General features: G+C 71.6%; 11 protein-coding genes. 6 read left to right on the top strand and 5 right to left on the bottom strand.

Features of this window, described 5'->3' with window-relative positions; all coding sequences use genetic code 11:
- Positions 1-5: 5 nt before the first annotated feature.
- Together ACH4RC_RS01955 and ACH4RC_RS01950 are read left to right on the top strand one after the other, a co-directional pair.
- Positions 6-902, top strand: coding sequence for a 2-hydroxy-3-oxopropionate reductase (locus ACH4RC_RS01955; RefSeq protein WP_398193865.1), 897 nt, complete (start codon positions 6-8; stop codon positions 900-902).
- Positions 903-1124: 222 nt separating this feature from the next.
- A complete protein-coding gene (locus ACH4RC_RS01950; protein WP_398193864.1) occupies positions 1125-2588 on the top strand; it encodes a catalase in 1464 nt (487 codons plus the stop codon).
- 875 nt (positions 2589-3463) lie between these two features.
- Here ACH4RC_RS01950 and gcl read toward each other — a convergent pair.
- Positions 3464-5251 carry a glyoxylate carboligase gene (gcl, locus tag ACH4RC_RS01945; protein WP_398193862.1) on the bottom strand — a complete coding sequence of 596 codons (1788 nt, stop codon included), beginning with the start codon at positions 5249-5251 and terminating at the stop codon, positions 3464-3466.
- Between the two features lie 223 nt (positions 5252-5474).
- Here gcl and ACH4RC_RS01940 point away from each other — a divergent pair, with 223 nt between their 5' ends.
- Together ACH4RC_RS01940 and ACH4RC_RS01935 are read left to right on the top strand one after the other, a co-directional pair.
- The gene (locus ACH4RC_RS01940; protein ID WP_398193860.1) at positions 5475-6167 is read left to right on the top strand and encodes a hypothetical protein; all 693 of its coding nucleotides are present in this window, start codon (positions 5475-5477) and stop codon (positions 6165-6167) included.
- Between the two features lie 22 nt (positions 6168-6189).
- Positions 6190-6696: a GNAT family N-acetyltransferase gene (locus ACH4RC_RS01935; RefSeq protein WP_398193857.1), complete on the top strand. Its 507-nt coding sequence runs from the start codon at positions 6190-6192 to the stop codon at positions 6694-6696.
- 35 nt (positions 6697-6731) lie between these two features.
- Here the strand turns inward: ACH4RC_RS01935 and ACH4RC_RS01930 are convergent, their stop codons facing one another.
- Together ACH4RC_RS01930 and ACH4RC_RS01925 are read right to left on the bottom strand one after the other, a co-directional pair.
- On the bottom strand, positions 6732-8348 hold the full coding sequence (locus tag ACH4RC_RS01930) for an AMP-binding protein (protein WP_398193854.1): 1617 nt from the start codon (positions 8346-8348) through the stop codon (positions 6732-6734).
- Positions 8345-10030: an AMP-binding protein gene (locus tag ACH4RC_RS01925; protein WP_398193851.1), complete on the bottom strand. Its 1686-nt coding sequence runs from the start codon at positions 10028-10030 to the stop codon at positions 8345-8347. The genes ACH4RC_RS01930 and ACH4RC_RS01925 overlap by 4 nt, the downstream gene beginning before the upstream one ends.
- Before the next feature lie 125 nt (positions 10031-10155).
- Between ACH4RC_RS01925 and ACH4RC_RS01920 the strand changes: the two genes are divergently transcribed.
- Positions 10156-10989: a response regulator transcription factor gene (locus ACH4RC_RS01920; protein ID WP_398193848.1), complete on the top strand. Its 834-nt coding sequence runs from the start codon at positions 10156-10158 to the stop codon at positions 10987-10989.
- Positions 10990-11022: 33 nt separating this feature from the next.
- On the opposite strand, the gene ACH4RC_RS01915 is transcribed toward ACH4RC_RS01920, so the two are convergent.
- Positions 11023-12132, bottom strand: coding sequence for a winged helix DNA-binding domain-containing protein (locus ACH4RC_RS01915; RefSeq protein ID WP_398193845.1), 1110 nt, complete (start codon positions 12130-12132; stop codon positions 11023-11025).
- A 160-nt stretch (positions 12133-12292) separates the two neighbouring features.
- Here ACH4RC_RS01915 and ACH4RC_RS01910 point away from each other — a divergent pair, with 160 nt between their 5' ends.
- Positions 12293-13456 (top strand): magnesium and cobalt transport protein CorA, encoded by a 1164-nt coding sequence (locus ACH4RC_RS01910; protein ID WP_398193843.1) that lies wholly within the window; start codon positions 12293-12295, stop codon positions 13454-13456.
- A gap of 10 nt (positions 13457-13466) precedes the next feature.
- Here ACH4RC_RS01910 and ACH4RC_RS01905 read toward each other — a convergent pair whose 3' ends face one another.
- Complete coding sequence (locus ACH4RC_RS01905) at positions 13467-14600, bottom strand: spore photoproduct lyase family protein (RefSeq protein WP_398195645.1); 1134 nt, start codon at positions 14598-14600, stop codon at positions 13467-13469.
- Positions 14601-14657: the final 57 nt, after the last annotated feature.

The raw sequence follows: 14657 nt of genomic DNA, 5'->3' as shown, positions 1-14657 counted from the left end.
CCCTCATGAGCAACAACCTCCCCAAGGTCGCGTGGATCGGTCTCGGCATCATGGGCTCCCCCATGGCGGAGAACCTGATCAAGGCCGGTTACGACGTCACGGGCTTCACCCTGGAGCAGGAGAAGCTGGACCGGCTCAGCGCCGCCGGCGGCACCGCTGTGAAGTCGATCGCCGAGGCGGTCAGGGACGCCGACGTGATCGTGACGATGGTCCCGGCCTCCCCGCAGGTCGAGGCGATCGCCTACGGTGCCGACGGCATCCTGGAGAACGCGAAGCCGGGCGCGCTGATCGTCGACATGTCCTCGATCACCCCGCAGACCTCGGTGGACCTGGCCAAGGCCGGCGAGGAGAAGGGCATCCGTGTCCTGGACGCCCCGGTCTCCGGCGGCGAGGCGGGCGCCATCGAGGCCGTGCTCTCCATCATGGTCGGCGGTGAGCAGGCCGACTTCGACGAGGCGAAGCCGCTCCTCGACGCGCTCGGCAAGACCATCGTGCTGTGCGGTCCGCACGGCTCGGGCCAGACCGTGAAGGCCGCCAACCAGCTCATCGTCGCCGTGAACATCCAGGCGTGCGCCGAGGCCGTGGTCTTCCTGGAGAAGTCCGGCGTGGACCTGAAGGCCGCGCTCGACGTCCTCAACGGCGGCCTGGCCGGCTCGACCGTCCTGACGCGGAAGAAGGACAACTTCCTCAGCCGCGACTTCAAGCCCGGCTTCCGCATCGACCTGCACCACAAGGACATGGGCATCGTCACCGACGCCGCCCGCAACGTCGGCGCGGCCCTGCCCGTCGGCGCCGTGGTCGCCCAGCTCGTCGCGTCGCTGCGCGCCCAGGGCGACGGCGGCCTCGACCACTCGGCGCTGCTGCGCTCGGTCGAGCGCCTCTCGGGCGAGCAGGTCGCGTAACCGCCCCGGGGAGCCGGGGAACACAGACTTCCGGGCCGTGGCGGCGCTGACACCTGTCCTGTCGCGCCCAGGCGCCGCCGCGGCCCGGAACCCCTCTTCTTGCCCCACCTGACTGACCCACGTCCGCCCATGACTTCAACAAACTGTTGACGCAGCAGGTCAGGGGTGCCTACGCTCCCCCGCATCGTCAGCAGCCACTGCACGGAAGGTCGCCTCTCCACCATGCCCAAGCGTGTGCTCACGACCGAGTCCGGCGCCCCAGTCGCCGACAACCAGAACTCCGCCACCGCAGGCGTCGGCGGCCCGATCCTCCTCCAGGACCAGCACCTCCTGGAGAAGCTGGCCCGTTTCAACCGTGAGCGCATCCCGGAGCGTGTCGTGCACGCCCGCGGCTCCGGCGCGTACGGCTACTTCGAGGTGACGGACGACGTCACCGGCTTCACCCACGCGGACTTCCTCAGCACCGTCGGCAAGCGCACCGAGCTCTTCGCGCGCTTCTCGACCGTGGCCGACAGCCTCGGCGGCGCGGACGCCGTCCGTGACCCGCGCGGCTTCGCCGTGAAGTTCTACACCGAGGAGGGCAACTACGACCTCGTCGGCAACAACACCCCGGTGTTCTTCATCAAGGACCCGCTGAAGTTCCCGGACTTCATCCACACGCAGAAGCGCGACCCGTTCACGGGCAAGCAGGAGCCGGAGAACGTCTGGGACTTCTGGGCCCACTCCCCCGAGGTCACGCACCAGGTGACCTGGCTGATGGGCGACCGCGGCATCCCGGCCTCGTACCGGCACATGAACGGCTTCGGCTCGCACACCTACCAGTGGACCAACGAGGCGGGCGAGGCCTTCTTCGTGAAGTACCACTTCAAGACCAACCAGGGCATCCGCTGCCTCTCCACCGAGCAGGCCCAGGAGCTGGCGGGCAAGGACCCCAACTCCCACCAGACGGACCTCGTGCAGGCCATCGAGCGCGGCGTGAACCCGTCCTGGACGCTGTACGTGCAGGTCATGCCGGCGGCCGAGGCGGCGGAGTACCGCTTCAACCCGTTCGACCTCACCAAGGTGTGGCCGCACGCGGACTACCCGCTCCAGCGCGTGGGCCGCATGGTCCTCGACCGCAACCCGGACAACGTCTTCGCCGAGGTCGAGCAGGCCGCCTTCTCCCCGAACAACTTCGTTCCGGGCATCGGCCCCTCCCCCGACAAGATGCTCCAGGGCCGCCTGTTCGCCTACGCGGACGCGCACCGCTACCGCCTGGGTGTCAACCACACGCAGCTCGCGGTGAACTCCCCGAAGGGTGTCGAGGGCGGCGCCGACAACTACGGCCGCGACGGTCTCATGGCCACCAACGCCTACGGCCGCGCCCGCAAGAACTACGAGCCGAACTCCTTCGACGGCCCCGTCGAGACCGGCCGCCCGCTCTCCGCGCCCCTCGCCGTCGCCGGCCACACGGGCACGCACGAGGCCCCGGCCCACACCAAGGACGACGACTTCTTCCAGGCGGGCGAGCTCTACCGCCTCATGTCGGAGGACGAGAAGGGGCGTCTGGTGGCGAACATCGCCGGCGGCCTCTCCCAGGTCTCCCGCGACGACATCGTCGAGAAGGCGGTCGCCCACTTCCACGCCGCCGACCAGGACTACGGCAAGCGCGTCGAGGAAGCGGTGCGCGCGCTGCGCGAGGACTAGTCCTCGCGCTTTCCCGGACCGCGTACGGGGCCTGACGGGAGGTCAGCTCTGTACGCACAGGCCCGCACCGCCCGCGCGACCCGGATGAGGGGTGGCCGCGCGGGTGGGTGCGGGAGGACGAGGACCGCGGCGGCCCGTGTGGTGTGCGAGCCAGTGCGGTGGTGAAGGCTTCCCGGCGGCTCTCTCGACCTGAGGGAGAGCCCGCCCGGGGGGCCGTCGTACGCCACTTCGGTCGCCGCGGTCCCAGCCACTCCCCTCCGGGGGACCTTGATTCCGTCCGGCGGCGCGCATGCATGTCTCGCCAGTCGCGCGCCGTCGGACGGCCAGCACCATCAGCCCCGGGTACACCGATCCGTACCCGGGGCTTCGGCATGCCCCCGTCGCCCGGGGCCTTGGGCGTCCATGGCGAGCGCAGCTCATCCGTGGTCGCTCGCGCAGTTCCCCGCGCCCCCGGAGGCTGCGGCTGCGCCGCGCACCGCCCTCCGGGGACGGCGCGTCCCGTTCGAACGGCGAGTGCAGCTCATCCGTGGTTGCTCGCGCAGTTCCCCGCGCCCCTGGAGGCTGCGGCTGCGCCGCGCCTCCTCCCTGATGGCGCACGCCACTGGCACGGCGCACAGCGGTGACGAGGTGCCCCGAGATGGCGCACGGAGTGCGCATCTCAGGGGCGCGGGGAACTGCGCGACCAGCCACGACGGTGGGGCAGACGGCGACGCGACCGGGACATGGCAGACGCACACCTGAGGGGCGCGGGGAACTGCGCGAGCAGCCACGACGGTGCCGCGGTCGGCGACGCGACAGGGCATGGCAGACGCAAAGGGGCGGGCCCGCCCGGTGGTCGACCGGGTGGGCCCGCCCCTTGCGTGTGTGGCGCGGGATCAGACCTTCAGGGGACGGATCGCCGTCGGCGCGTGACCGGGCTCCGTGGCCAGCTCCTCGAACTCCTTGACCGCGCTGATGTCGGCCGTGGGGCTCATGGAGATGTTGGTGATCCGCTCAAGGATCGCCTCGACGACGACCGGCACCTGGTGGTCCTGCGCGAGCTTCTTGGCCCGCTCAAGCGCCTCGCCGAGCTCGTTCGGGTCGGTGACGCGGATCGCCTTGCACCCCAGGCCCTCGGCCACCTTGACGTGGTCGACGCCGTAGACGCCCAGCTCGGGGCTGTTCTGGTTCTCGAACTCCAGGTTGACCTGGAAGTTGATGTCCAGGCCGATCTGGGCCTGCCGGATCAGGCCCAGGTAGGCGTTGTTGACCAGGACATGGACGTACGGGATGCGGTGCTGCGCCCCGACCGCCAGCTCCTCGATCATGAACTGGAAGTCGTAGTCGCCGGACAGAGCCACGACCTGCGTGTCCGGATCGGCCTTGGCGGCGCCGAGCGCGGCCGGGATGGTCCAGCCGAGCGGGCCGGCCTGGCCGCAGTTGATCCAGTGGCGCGGCTTGTAGACGTGCAGCATCTGCGCGCCGGCGATCTGCGAGAGGCCGATCGTGGTGACGTAGCGCGTGTCCTTGCCGAACGCCTTGTTCATCTCCTCGTAGACGCGCTGCGGCTTCATGGGGATGTCGTCGAAGTGCGTACGGCGCTGGAGGGTCTCCTTGCGCTCCAGGTGCGAGGCGACCCAGGCGGAGCGGTCGGGGAGCTTGCCCGCGGCCTTCAACTCCTTCGCGACCTCGACGAACAGCTCCAGAGCCGCCTTGGCGTCCGACGTGATCCCGTAGTCCGGGGCGAAGATCTTGCCGATCTGGGTCGGCTCGATGTCGACGTGGACGAACTTGCGGCCCCGCGTGTAGACGTCGAGCTTGTAGCCGGTGTGCCGGTTGGCCCAGCGGTTGCCGAGGCCGAGGACGAAGTCCGACTCCAGGAACGTGGCGTTGCCGTAGCGGTGGCCCGTCTGCTGGCCGACCATGCCCGCGTTCAGCTCGTGGTCGTCCGGGATCGTGCCCCAGCCCATCAGCGTAGGCACGACGGGCGTGTCGGTGATCTCGGCGAACTCGACGAGCAGGTCGCTCGCGTCCGCGTTGATGATGCCGCCGCCCGCGACGATCAGCGGCCGCTCCGACTCCAGGAGGAAACCGATCGCCTTCTCGATCTGGGCGCGGGTCGCGGCCGGCTTGTAGACCGGCAGCGGCTCGTACGTCTCGACGTCGAACTCGATCTCCGTCTGCTGCACGTCGATGGGGAGGTCGATCAGGACCGGGCCAGGACGCCCGGAGCGCATCAGGTGGAACGCCTGCTGGAAGACGCCGGGCACCTGCGCGGCCTCCAGGACGGTGACCGCCATCTTCGCCACCGGCTTGGCGATGGAGGCGATGTCGACGGCCTGGAAGTCCTCCTTGTGCAGCAGGTGGCTCGGGGCCTGCCCGGTGATGCACAGGATCGGGACGGAGTCGCCGATGGCGGAGTACAGGCCGGTGATCATGTCGGTGCCCGCGGGGCCCGACGTACCGATGCAGACACCGATGTTGCCGGGGTCGGCGCGGGTGTAGCCCTCGGCCATGTGCGAGGCGCCCTCGACGTGGCGGGCGAGCGTGTGGTCGATGCCACCGCTCTCCTTGAGCTCCTTGTAGAAGGGGTTGATGGCGGCACCGGGCACGCCGAACGCGTTGTTGACGCCCTCGCGCTTGAGGATCTCAACGGCCGCACGGGCGGCGGTCATTCGAGCCATGAGTGCTCCCGACTTCTGCTGTGACTGAGCTCCCGTCGCGCCCCGCGGCGAGCTCTGGCTTCGACTGTCCGTAGCTGGTTCTCTGCGCTTCCCCGCATACTTCCGTAATGTGGAAAGCTAGTTCTGCTATATGGAAGCAATGTAGAGGGGGGTTTCGGAGGCCGTCAAGGTGGATGATGAGACTCGCGTCGAACCGGAATCCGCGGGACCGAGGGGGTGTGCCATGGCCGGACCAGTGCGCGTACGGTGCCCGGCCTGTCTGCGCGAGCACCTCTACACCCCCGCGGCGCTGCCCTGCGCGTGCGGCGCCCCCGTCGCCCCGCCGCTGCTGCGCGGCGCCGACGCCGAGCCGGTCAGCGAGCGGACCTGGGCCGACGACTGGGTCACCCTGCGCTGTCCGGTCTGCGGCCGCCGCGACCGCTGGCCCCGGCCAGAACTGGGCTGCGACTGCGGCACCGTCCTGCGCGTCCCCGTCCACAGCGACCAGGCGCCCGCGCCCTCCCACATACCGCTGTCGCGGACGGCGCCCGCGCCGCGGCCCGCGTTCGAACCCGTCGCCATCCGTACCGCCCGGGACGCGGTGACCGCCGCCGCGCTCTATCTGCGCTGGCTCGGCTACCGGGACGTGCGCCGCGCCGACCAGCGCCCCACGTCCGGCATCGGCCTCGCGGCGCGCGGCGTCGTCGCCCAGGTCGAGCCGTCGGTGCGGCCCCCGACCGTGCGCGACGTGGAGTGCCTGTGGCTCCAGTCCATGACGGAGTCCGCGACCTCCGTCTTCTTCTCCCTCGCGGGCTACGCGGACGAGGCCCGCGCCCGCGCCGACGAGCTGAACGTGCCGCTCTTCGTCCTCGACCTCGCCGGGATCCCGCAGCCGGTGAACAGCCCCGCGGACGAACTGATCGCGTCCGGCGCCTGATCCGCGTGCGTACGATCGCCGGATGATCCTGCGCAGCGCCACGCCCGCCGACCTGCCCGGCCTCCAGGACATCGAGGTCGCCGCGGGCGCCGCCTTCCGCCCCCTCGGCATGGCCGCGGTCGCCGACGACGAGCCGCCCGCGCTCGCGGTCCTTGAGCGCTACCGAAGCGCCGGACACGCCTGGGTCGCGGAGACCGGTGGCGGGACGGTGGTCGCCTGCCTCGTCGGCGAGCCGGTCGACGGCGCCTTCCACATCGAGCAGGTCACCGTCGACCCGGTCGCCGCCCGGCGCGGTATCGGCCGGGCGCTGATGGAGCACGCCGCCGGCCACGCGCGCGCCCTGCGCCTGTCGGGCCTCACCCTGACCACGTTCACCGAGGTGCCGTGGAACGCTCCCTACTACGAGCGTCTCGGCTTCCGGCGCCTGACCTCCGCCGACCTCACACCGGGCCTGCGCGCGATCCGCGCGGCGGAGGCGGCGCACGGCCTGGACCGGTGGGCCCGTACGTGTATGCGCCGGGAGCTGTGAGGAACGCCCTCAGGACCCGCCCGTGGGGCGTGGGGCTACTCCCCGTACCCCTCCCGCAGTTCGATCTTCCGGACCTTCCCGCTCACCGTCATCGGGAACGCGTCGAGGATCCGCAGCCGCGTCGGCACCTTGTAGTGCGCGAGGCGGTCGCGGCAGTAGGCGCGGAGTTCGTCGAGGGTGAACTCCCCGGCCTCGGGGTCCCGCAGGATGACGCAGGCCAGGACCGCTTCCCCGTACTTCTCGTGCGGGACGCCGACCACCTGGACGTCGGCGATGCGCGGATGCCCGTAGAGGAACTCCTCGATCTCGCGCGGGTAGACGTTCTCACCGCCGCGGATGATCATGTCCTTGATGCGGCCGACGATCTGCGCGTAACCGTCCTCGCGCAGGACGGCGAGGTCGCCGGTGTGCATCCAGCGGCCGGCGTCGACGACCTCGGCGGTGCGCCCGGGATCGTTCCAGTAGCCGAGCATGACGCTGTAGCCGCGGGTGCACAGTTCGCCGGGTTCGCCGCGCGGCAGCGTGACGCCGGTGACCGGGTCGATCACCTTGACCTCGATATGCGGCAGGACGCGGCCGACGGTGCCGGTGCGGCGCTCCAGGTCGTCGTCGCGGCGGGTCTGGAGGGAGACCGGGGACGTCTCGGTCATGCCGTAGCAGATGGAGACCTCGGCCATGTGCATCTCGGCGACGACCCGCTTCATCACCTCGGCGGGGCACGGGGAGCCCGCCATGATGCCGGTGCGCAGGGTGGAGAGGTCGTAGGAGGCGAAGTCGGGCAGGTTCAGCTCGGCGATGAACATCGTCGGGACGCCGTAGAGGGATGTGCACCGCTCGTCCTGCACGGCGCGCAGGGTCGCGGCCGGCTCGAAGGACGGGGCCGGGATGACGATGCAGGCGCCGTGGGAGGTGGCGCCCAGATTGCCCATGACCATGCCGAAGCAGTGGTAGAAGGGCACGGGCAGGCAGACCCGGTCCTGCTCCGTGTAGGCGACCGTCTCGCCCACCCAGTAGCCGTTGTTGAGGATGTTGTGGTGGGAGAGCGTGGCCCCCTTGGGGAAGCCGGTGGTGCCGGAGGTGTACTGGATGTTGATGGGGTCGTCGCAGGACAGTTCCGCTTCACGCGCGCGTAGCCGCTCGTCCGTCACGGAGGCCCCGGCCGCGACCAGCGCGTCCCAGCTGTCCTCCCCGATGAAGACCTTCTCGCGCAGCTCCGGGCACTCGTGCGCGACCTGCCGGACGAGTGCGCGGTAGTCGGTCCCCTTGTGGCCCGTGGACGAGATCAGCACCGAGATGCCGGACTGTTCCAGTACGTACGCCAGCTCGTGCGCCCGGTACGCCGGGTTGATGTTGACCATGATCGCGCCGATGCGGGCGGTCGCGTACTGGACGAGGACCCACTCGGGACAGTTGACCGCCCAGATGCCGACGCGGTCCCCCTTGGCGACGCCCCGGCCGAGCAGTCCGCGCGCCAGCTCGGCGACGGCGGCGTCGAACTGGGCGTATGTCCAGCGGCGCCCGCTGAACACGTCGACGAGCGCTTCCCGCTCCGGCCACGCCTCGACGGCGCGGCGGAGATTGCGGGGGACGGTGTCGCCGAGGAGGGGCGTGGCGCTGGTGCCGTGCGCGTAGGACAGCGTCCGAACCGTCACCGGAAGTCCTCCTCGCGGTACTCGCCGGCCGAACCCTGCGCGGTGCGTTCGCGCAGCTCGATGCGGCGGATCTTGCCGGACACGGTCTTGGGCAGCTCGGCGAACTCGATGCGCCGCAGCCGCTTGTACGGGGCGAGGACGGCCCGGGAGTGTTCGAAGAGCAGTTTGGCGGTGTCGGGCCCGGGTTCGTAGCCCTCGGCGAGGACGACGTACGCCTTCGGGACGGAGAGGCGGAGCGCGTCGGGCGCGGGCACGACGGCGGCCTCGGCGACGGCCTCGTGTTCGAGGAGGGCGCTCTCCAGCTCGAAGGGGCTGATCTTGTAGTCGCTGGCCTTGAAGACGTCGTCGGAGCGGCCCACGTAGGTGAGGTAGCCCTCGGCGTCGCGGGAGCCGATGTCGCCGGTGCGGTAGTAGCCGCCCGCCATCGCCTCGGCCGTGCGCTCCGGGTCGCCGTGGTAGCCGACCATCAGGCCGACCGGGTGCGCGGCCAGGTCGAGGGCGATCTCGCCCTCGGCGGCGCCGGGTCGGCCGGTGACGGGGTCGAGGAGTTCGACCTCGAAGCCGGGGCTGGGCCGCCCCATGGAGCCCGGCTTCAGCGGCTGGCCGGGGCTGTTGGAGACCTGCACGGCCGTCTCGGTCTGCCCGAAACCGTCGCGGATGGTGATGCCCCAGGCCCGCTTGACCTGCTCGATGACCTCGGGGTTGAGCGGCTCACCGGCGGCGACGACCTCGCGCGGCGGGGTCGCCAGCTGGGTCAGGTCCGCCTGGATGAGCATGCGCCACACGGTGGGCGGCGCGCAGAACGACGTGACGCCCGCGCGGTCCATCGCGTCCATGAGCCGGCCCGCGTCGAAGCGCGTGTAGTTGTAGAGGAAGACGGTCGCCTCCGCGTTCCACGGCGCGAAGAAGTTCGACCAGGCGTGCTTGGCCCAGCCGGGCGAGGAGATGTTCAGGTGCACGTCGCCGGGGCGCAGGCCGATCCAGAACATCGTCGCCAAGTGGCCCACGGGGTACGAGACATGGGTGTGCTCGACGAGTTTGGGACGGGCCGTCGTGCCCGACGTGAAGTACAGGAGCAGCGGGTCGTCGGCGAGGGTGACGCCGTCGGGCTCGAAGGTGTCGGCGGCGTCGGCGGCATCCTCGTAGGCGAGCCATCCACCGACCGGGTTCTCGCTGCCGACGACGATCCGGGTGTAATCGCCCGGCACCTCGTCGAACTTGGCGACGTCCTCGGGGCGTACGACGACGTGCCGGGCACGGCCGCGCTCGACGCGGTCGGTGAGGTCGGCGGGGCCGAGCAGCGGCGTCGCGGGGATGACGACGGCGCGCAGCTTCATCACGGCCAGCATGGTCTCCCACAGCTCGACCTGGTTGCCGAGCATCAGCAGGACGCGGTCGCCAGGCCGCACGCCCTGGGCGCGCAGCCAGCCGGCGACCTGGTTCGAGCGGCGGCGCAGGGTGTCGAAGGAGAAGCGGGCGTCGTCGCCGTCCTCCTCGACGATGTGCAGGGCCGTCCTGTCGTTGCCGTCGGCGATGGTGTCGAACCAGTCGAGGGCCCAGTTGAACCGGTCGGGGCGCGGCCAGGCGAAGCCCTCGTACGCCGTCTCGTAGTCGTGCGCGTGCCGCAGCAGGAAGTCGCGTGCGGTGCGGAACTGTTCGGTAGGGCTCTGCGACGTCGTCATATGCGCTCCTTGCGCTCCTCGCACTGTCCTGGTCCGGCGCGACCGTGTCTGCCATCGTGTACGGCGTGACGCGGGTCTCACCACCCCCGAACGGGGGTGTCCGGTCCACGGCGAGGAGAGCGAAGGTGACAGCGCAAGCCGCGGAGGCGGTCGAGGTGCGCGCGGCGCTGGTCCGGCTGCGCCGGGGCACGGGCCTTCCCGTGGCGTTCGGCGGGCTCACGCCGAGCGCGGGGCAGGTCCGCATCGCCGAGCTGAGCGGCGCGGTGACGAGCGCGCTCCGCGGCCTCTCCGTGTCGGCGGGCAACGGCCTGGGCGGCAAGGCGCTCACCCTCGCCAGGGCCTGCGCGGTCACCGACTACCAGGGCTCGCGCCACATCAGCCACGAGTACGACGCCGCTGTCGAGGCGGAGGGTCTGCGCTCGGTCCTCGCGGTCCCCGTCGTCGTACGACGCCGGGTGCGCGGTGTGCTCTACGGGGCCCTGCGCTCGGCCCAGCCGCTCGGCGACCGGGCGCTGAACGCGGCCGTGATGGCGGCCCGTGATGTGGAGCAGGCGCTGGTCGTACGGGACGAGGCGCAGGCCCTGCTCGCGGCGGCGAGCGCGCCGGTGGGCGAGGGCGCCGGGGCGTGGGAGGAGGTCCGCGAGGCGCACGGGGCGCTGCGCGCGCTCGCCCCGAGGATCGTCGACCCTGCGCTGCGGGCCGAGCTCCTCTCCGTGTGCGGCCGGCTGGCATCGGCCTCGGCCCCGCCCGCCCGGGAGGCGGCGCCGGTGCTCGCCCCGCGCGAGGTGGACGTCCTGGTGTGCGTGGCGGCGGGGGCGACGAACGCGGCAGCGGCCGAACGCCTCGGCCTGCGCCCGGAAACCGTCAAGGGCTATCTCCGCGCCGCCATGCGGAAGCTGGGGGCGCACACGCGGGGCGAGGCGGTGGCGGCGGCGCGGCGGGCGGGGCTGTTGCCGTGATTCCTCCCTCGTCCGGCCCGCCCCGGCACGCCGCTATCGCCGGACGGTGCCGAAGTCCACGGTGACGGTGCCGGGCGCCTCCAGGGCGGCGGCGGTGTGCTCCGCCTCGGCGACGAGTTCCTCGCGCTGGGCGGGGGCGAGTTCGCGGAAGGGTTCGAGGACGAGTCTGCTGCCGTGCGCCGCGTCCTCCTTGAGCGACCACAGCCCGGCGAGCATCCCGTCGAGGAGGAAGGTCGCGTAGGCGATGTTGCCCTGCCAGGTACGGCCCCGGTCCGCCTCGCGCACCACGCGCGTGCGGTCGGCGTGCGACAGCAGCAGGTTGTCGAACTCGGCGAGGAGGCGGGGCGGCGCCGGTACGTCCTCGTCGGGGCGGGGCGCGTCGGGCAGGTCGAACAGCTCGACGCCCTGCTCGTCGCGGAACGTCATGAGCTGCGGTCGCAGCCGCTCGAAGACCTCCTTGGTGCGGGTCAGCCCGGCCCACTGCTGGAAGTCGCGTACGGAGGCGGGGCCGAAGGCGCCCAGGTAGCGCAGGACGGTGGCGTCCGCCTCCGGGGCCGCGTCGGGCGCGGGCCTGCCCAGCCAGTGCTCGGCGGTGGTCAGCCGGACCGCGCCGCCGCGCCGCCACAGACCGCGCGGGGTGACCTGGACGAGCGGCAGCAGGCAGCGGGCGGCGGTCGACAGGGACTGCGGATCGGCGTCGGGCCACTGCTTGAGGAGCAGCTCGCGCAGCTCCTTCGGGGTGCGCGGCTCCGCCTCGACGTACTCCCGCGTGAGGGCGGCGAGGCGCGCGAGGTCCACGCCGACGAGGCCCTTGCGGAAGGTGCGCAGCTCCCGTTCACGGGCGGGCTGCACGAGGGGGCGCAGCGTCATGCAGTCGTCGGCCGTGTGCAGATGGATCGTGGAGCGCATGGTGACGAGGCGGGCCGCACGCCGCTCCTCCAGGGCCGCCGAGAGCGCGGCCGGGGTGAAGCCGGTGAGCCGGGCGGCCAGCGTGACGTACGGCGGCCGGACCTCCTGCGCCTGCAGCCCGACGAGGTGGGCGACGGCGTCCGTCACGTCCATCGGGGCGCGCCGGAGCAGGAGTTGGCGCTCCAGGGTGGCCCGGCCGAGAGCGCGGGCGGTCATCGGCTTCGTCGTCGTCATGGGGGGACGGTAGCGGCCGTCGAGGTCAGGGGGTGGCCGGTATACACACGGCCTGCGCACCTGACCTGTGCCCCACGTCGTCGGGCTGCTCCCGAACCACGCCGCTTTCCCTGGTTACGCTGCCCGTGACCGATCGGCCCGTGGGCGGAAGGAGGCGGCGATGCCGCGACGGCAGGAGCGACCGGGCCGGGAGCCGCGCTCCGGCGCGCGCCGCTACACCTGGCGCCGGAACCCGGCCCCCGCCCCGACGGCGGAACCGCCCGCGACGCCCGCCGCCGGCGCGGAGGCCGCGCAGGAACCGGAGCACAGCGTCGTGCACACGGCGCTGTACCGGGACGGCCTGCGCGTGGCGAGCCCCGAGACCCTCACGGACACGTACCGGCGACTGCACGAGCAGCCGCGGACGATGGCGTGGATCGGCCTGGCCCGCCCGACGGAGGCCGAACTGAAGTCGCTGGCCGCCGAGTTCGACCTGCACCAGCTGGCGGTGGAGGACGCCCTGGAGGCCCACCAGCGCCCGAAGCTGGAACGCTACGGCGAGACCCTCTTCGTCGTCCTCCGCGCCGCCCGCTACCTGGACGCGCCGGAGGAGGTCGACTTCGGCGAGCTGCACGTGTTCGTCGGCGCGGACTTCGTCATCACGGTCCGGCACGGCGCCGCCCCCGACCTCTCGGCCGTGCGCCACCGCGTGGAGGCGAGCCCCGAACTCCTCGGCCTCGGTCCCGAGGCCGTCCTCTACGCGATCCTCGACGCGGTCGTGGACGGCTACGCCCCGGTCGTCGACGGCGTGCAGAACGACATCGACGAGATCGAGACGGAGGTCTTCTCCGGCGCCCCCGAGGTCTCGCGCCGCATCTACGAACTCTCCCGCGAGATGGTCGAGTTCCAGCGCGCGACCCGCCCCCTCGTCGGCATGCTGCACGCCCTGATGGCGGGTTTCGCGAAGTACGGCACGGACGAGGAGCTGCAGCGCTACCTGCGCGACGTCGCCGACCACGTCACCCACACCAGCGAACGCGTCGACGGGTTCCGCCAGGCCCTCGCCGACATCCTCACGGTCAACGCCACCCTGGTGACACAGCAGCAGAACGCGGAGATGCGGGCGCTGGCGGAGGCCGGCTTCGAACAGAACGAGGAGATCAAGAAGATCTCGTCGTGGGCGGCCATCCTCTTCGCCCCCACCCTGGTCGGGACCATCTACGGCATGAACTTCGAGAACATGCCGGAGCTGGGCTGGGGCTTCGGGTACCCGTTCGCGATCGGGCTGATGGGCGTGGTGTGCGTCAGCCTGTACGTGATCTTCAAGCGGCGGGACTGGCTGTGAGCCGCCCCGTTCAGAAGGCGTACCGGATCCGCAGCCACGGTGCGCGTGCCGTCACCAGCTCCCGCAGCTGAGCCAGGGCCTGTCGTTTCACGTCCAGGGCGTAGCGGACGTTGAGGGCGTTGTTCTGGGAGCGTTTCGTCTCCTGGATGTCCGGTTGCCACAGGAGGTCCTCGGCGCGGGGGTGCCAGCCGAGGTTGGCGTCGTGGAGGGGCTCGTTGTGGGTGAGCATGATGATCTCGGCCGCCGCCTGGTCCTTGACGCGGGCGGGCAGTACGTCGTCGAGGTGGGTGAGGAGTTCGGCCCATGCCTGCTGCCAGCCGGGGCGCAGGACGACGGGTGACAGGTTGAAGTGGACCTCGTAGCCCGCGTCGAGGAAGTCGGGGGCGGCGGCGACGCGTTCGGGGACGGGGGTGGTGCGGATGTCGAGGAGGCGGGCGTCGTCCGGCGGCATGACGGAGAAGCGGATCCGGGTGCGGCCCTGCGGGTCGAGGGCGAGCAGGTCGGGGTTGACGAACTTGGTGGCGAAGGACGCCTTGGCCGTCGGCATGGTGCGGAACGCGGCGATCAGGTCGGCCGTGTTGTCGCTGACCAGTGCGTCGACGGAGCAGTCGCCGTTCTCGCCGATGTCGTAGACCCAGGCCGCCGGGTCGCACTGGTTGGGCTCCGGTTTGGGGCCCTGGGCGCGGACGTGGCGCCGGACGTGGGCGACGATCGCCTCGATGTTGGTGAAGAGGGTGATGGGGTTGGCGAACCCTTTGCGGCGCGGGACGTAGCAGTAGGCGCAGGACATCGCGCAGCCGTTGGAGGGCCCCGGCGCGATCCAGTCCGCCGAGCGGCCGTTGACGCGGGTGGTCAGCTTGGACTTGACGCCGAGGACGAGCGTCTCGGTCTTGATGCGGACCCAGCGGTCGATGTTGCCGTCGTTGCCGTGCAGGGCGGGGATGCGCCAGTGGCTCGCGACCTCGATCACCGTCACGTCGGGGCGCAGCCGGCCCATGATCTGCTGCCCGCGCGGCGAGGCGAGGGCGGCGGGTTCGGCGTAGACCTCGCGCACGTCGAGCATCCGGCGCGCCTGCGGGCTGTCGCGGAACGAGCCGTGCGCGGGCTCGGGCCGCTCCGGTGCGAGGTCCTGCCAGCCGAACAGGCTCTGCTGCTCGGGCTCCTCCCGCGCCGCCGCGCCGTCGTTCGGCTGGTCCTCGTC

Origin of the sequence: Streptomyces sp. NPDC016845 (assembly GCF_044332585.1) — a bacterium.
GTDB lineage: Bacteria > Actinomycetota > Actinomycetes > Streptomycetales > Streptomycetaceae > Streptomyces.
The sequence above is the reverse complement of the archived record's forward strand: the minus strand, read 5'-3'. Positions and strand labels throughout refer to the sequence as shown.

What these genes read in the sequence shown, in the direction of transcription:
- ACH4RC_RS01955 (WP_398193865.1), top strand. Translation starts at nt 6, where the DNA reads ATGAGCAACAACCTCCCCAAGGTCGCGTGGATCGGTCTCGGCATCATG.
- ACH4RC_RS01950 (WP_398193864.1), top strand. Translation starts at nt 1,125, where the DNA reads ATGCCCAAGCGTGTGCTCACGACCGAGTCCGGCGCCCCAGTCGCCGAC.
- gcl (WP_398193862.1), bottom strand. Translation starts at nt 5,251, where the DNA reads ATGGCTCGAATGACCGCCGCCCGTGCGGCCGTTGAGATCCTCAAGCGC.
- ACH4RC_RS01940 (WP_398193860.1), top strand. Translation starts at nt 5,475, where the DNA reads ATGGCCGGACCAGTGCGCGTACGGTGCCCGGCCTGTCTGCGCGAGCAC.
- ACH4RC_RS01935 (WP_398193857.1), top strand. Translation starts at nt 6,190, where the DNA reads ATGATCCTGCGCAGCGCCACGCCCGCCGACCTGCCCGGCCTCCAGGAC.
- ACH4RC_RS01925 (WP_398193851.1), bottom strand. Translation starts at nt 10,030, where the DNA reads ATGACGACGTCGCAGAGCCCTACCGAACAGTTCCGCACCGCACGCGAC.
- ACH4RC_RS01915 (WP_398193845.1), bottom strand. Translation starts at nt 12,132, where the DNA reads ATGACGACGACGAAGCCGATGACCGCCCGCGCTCTCGGCCGGGCCACC.
- ACH4RC_RS01910 (WP_398193843.1), top strand. Translation starts at nt 12,293, where the DNA reads ATGCCGCGACGGCAGGAGCGACCGGGCCGGGAGCCGCGCTCCGGCGCG.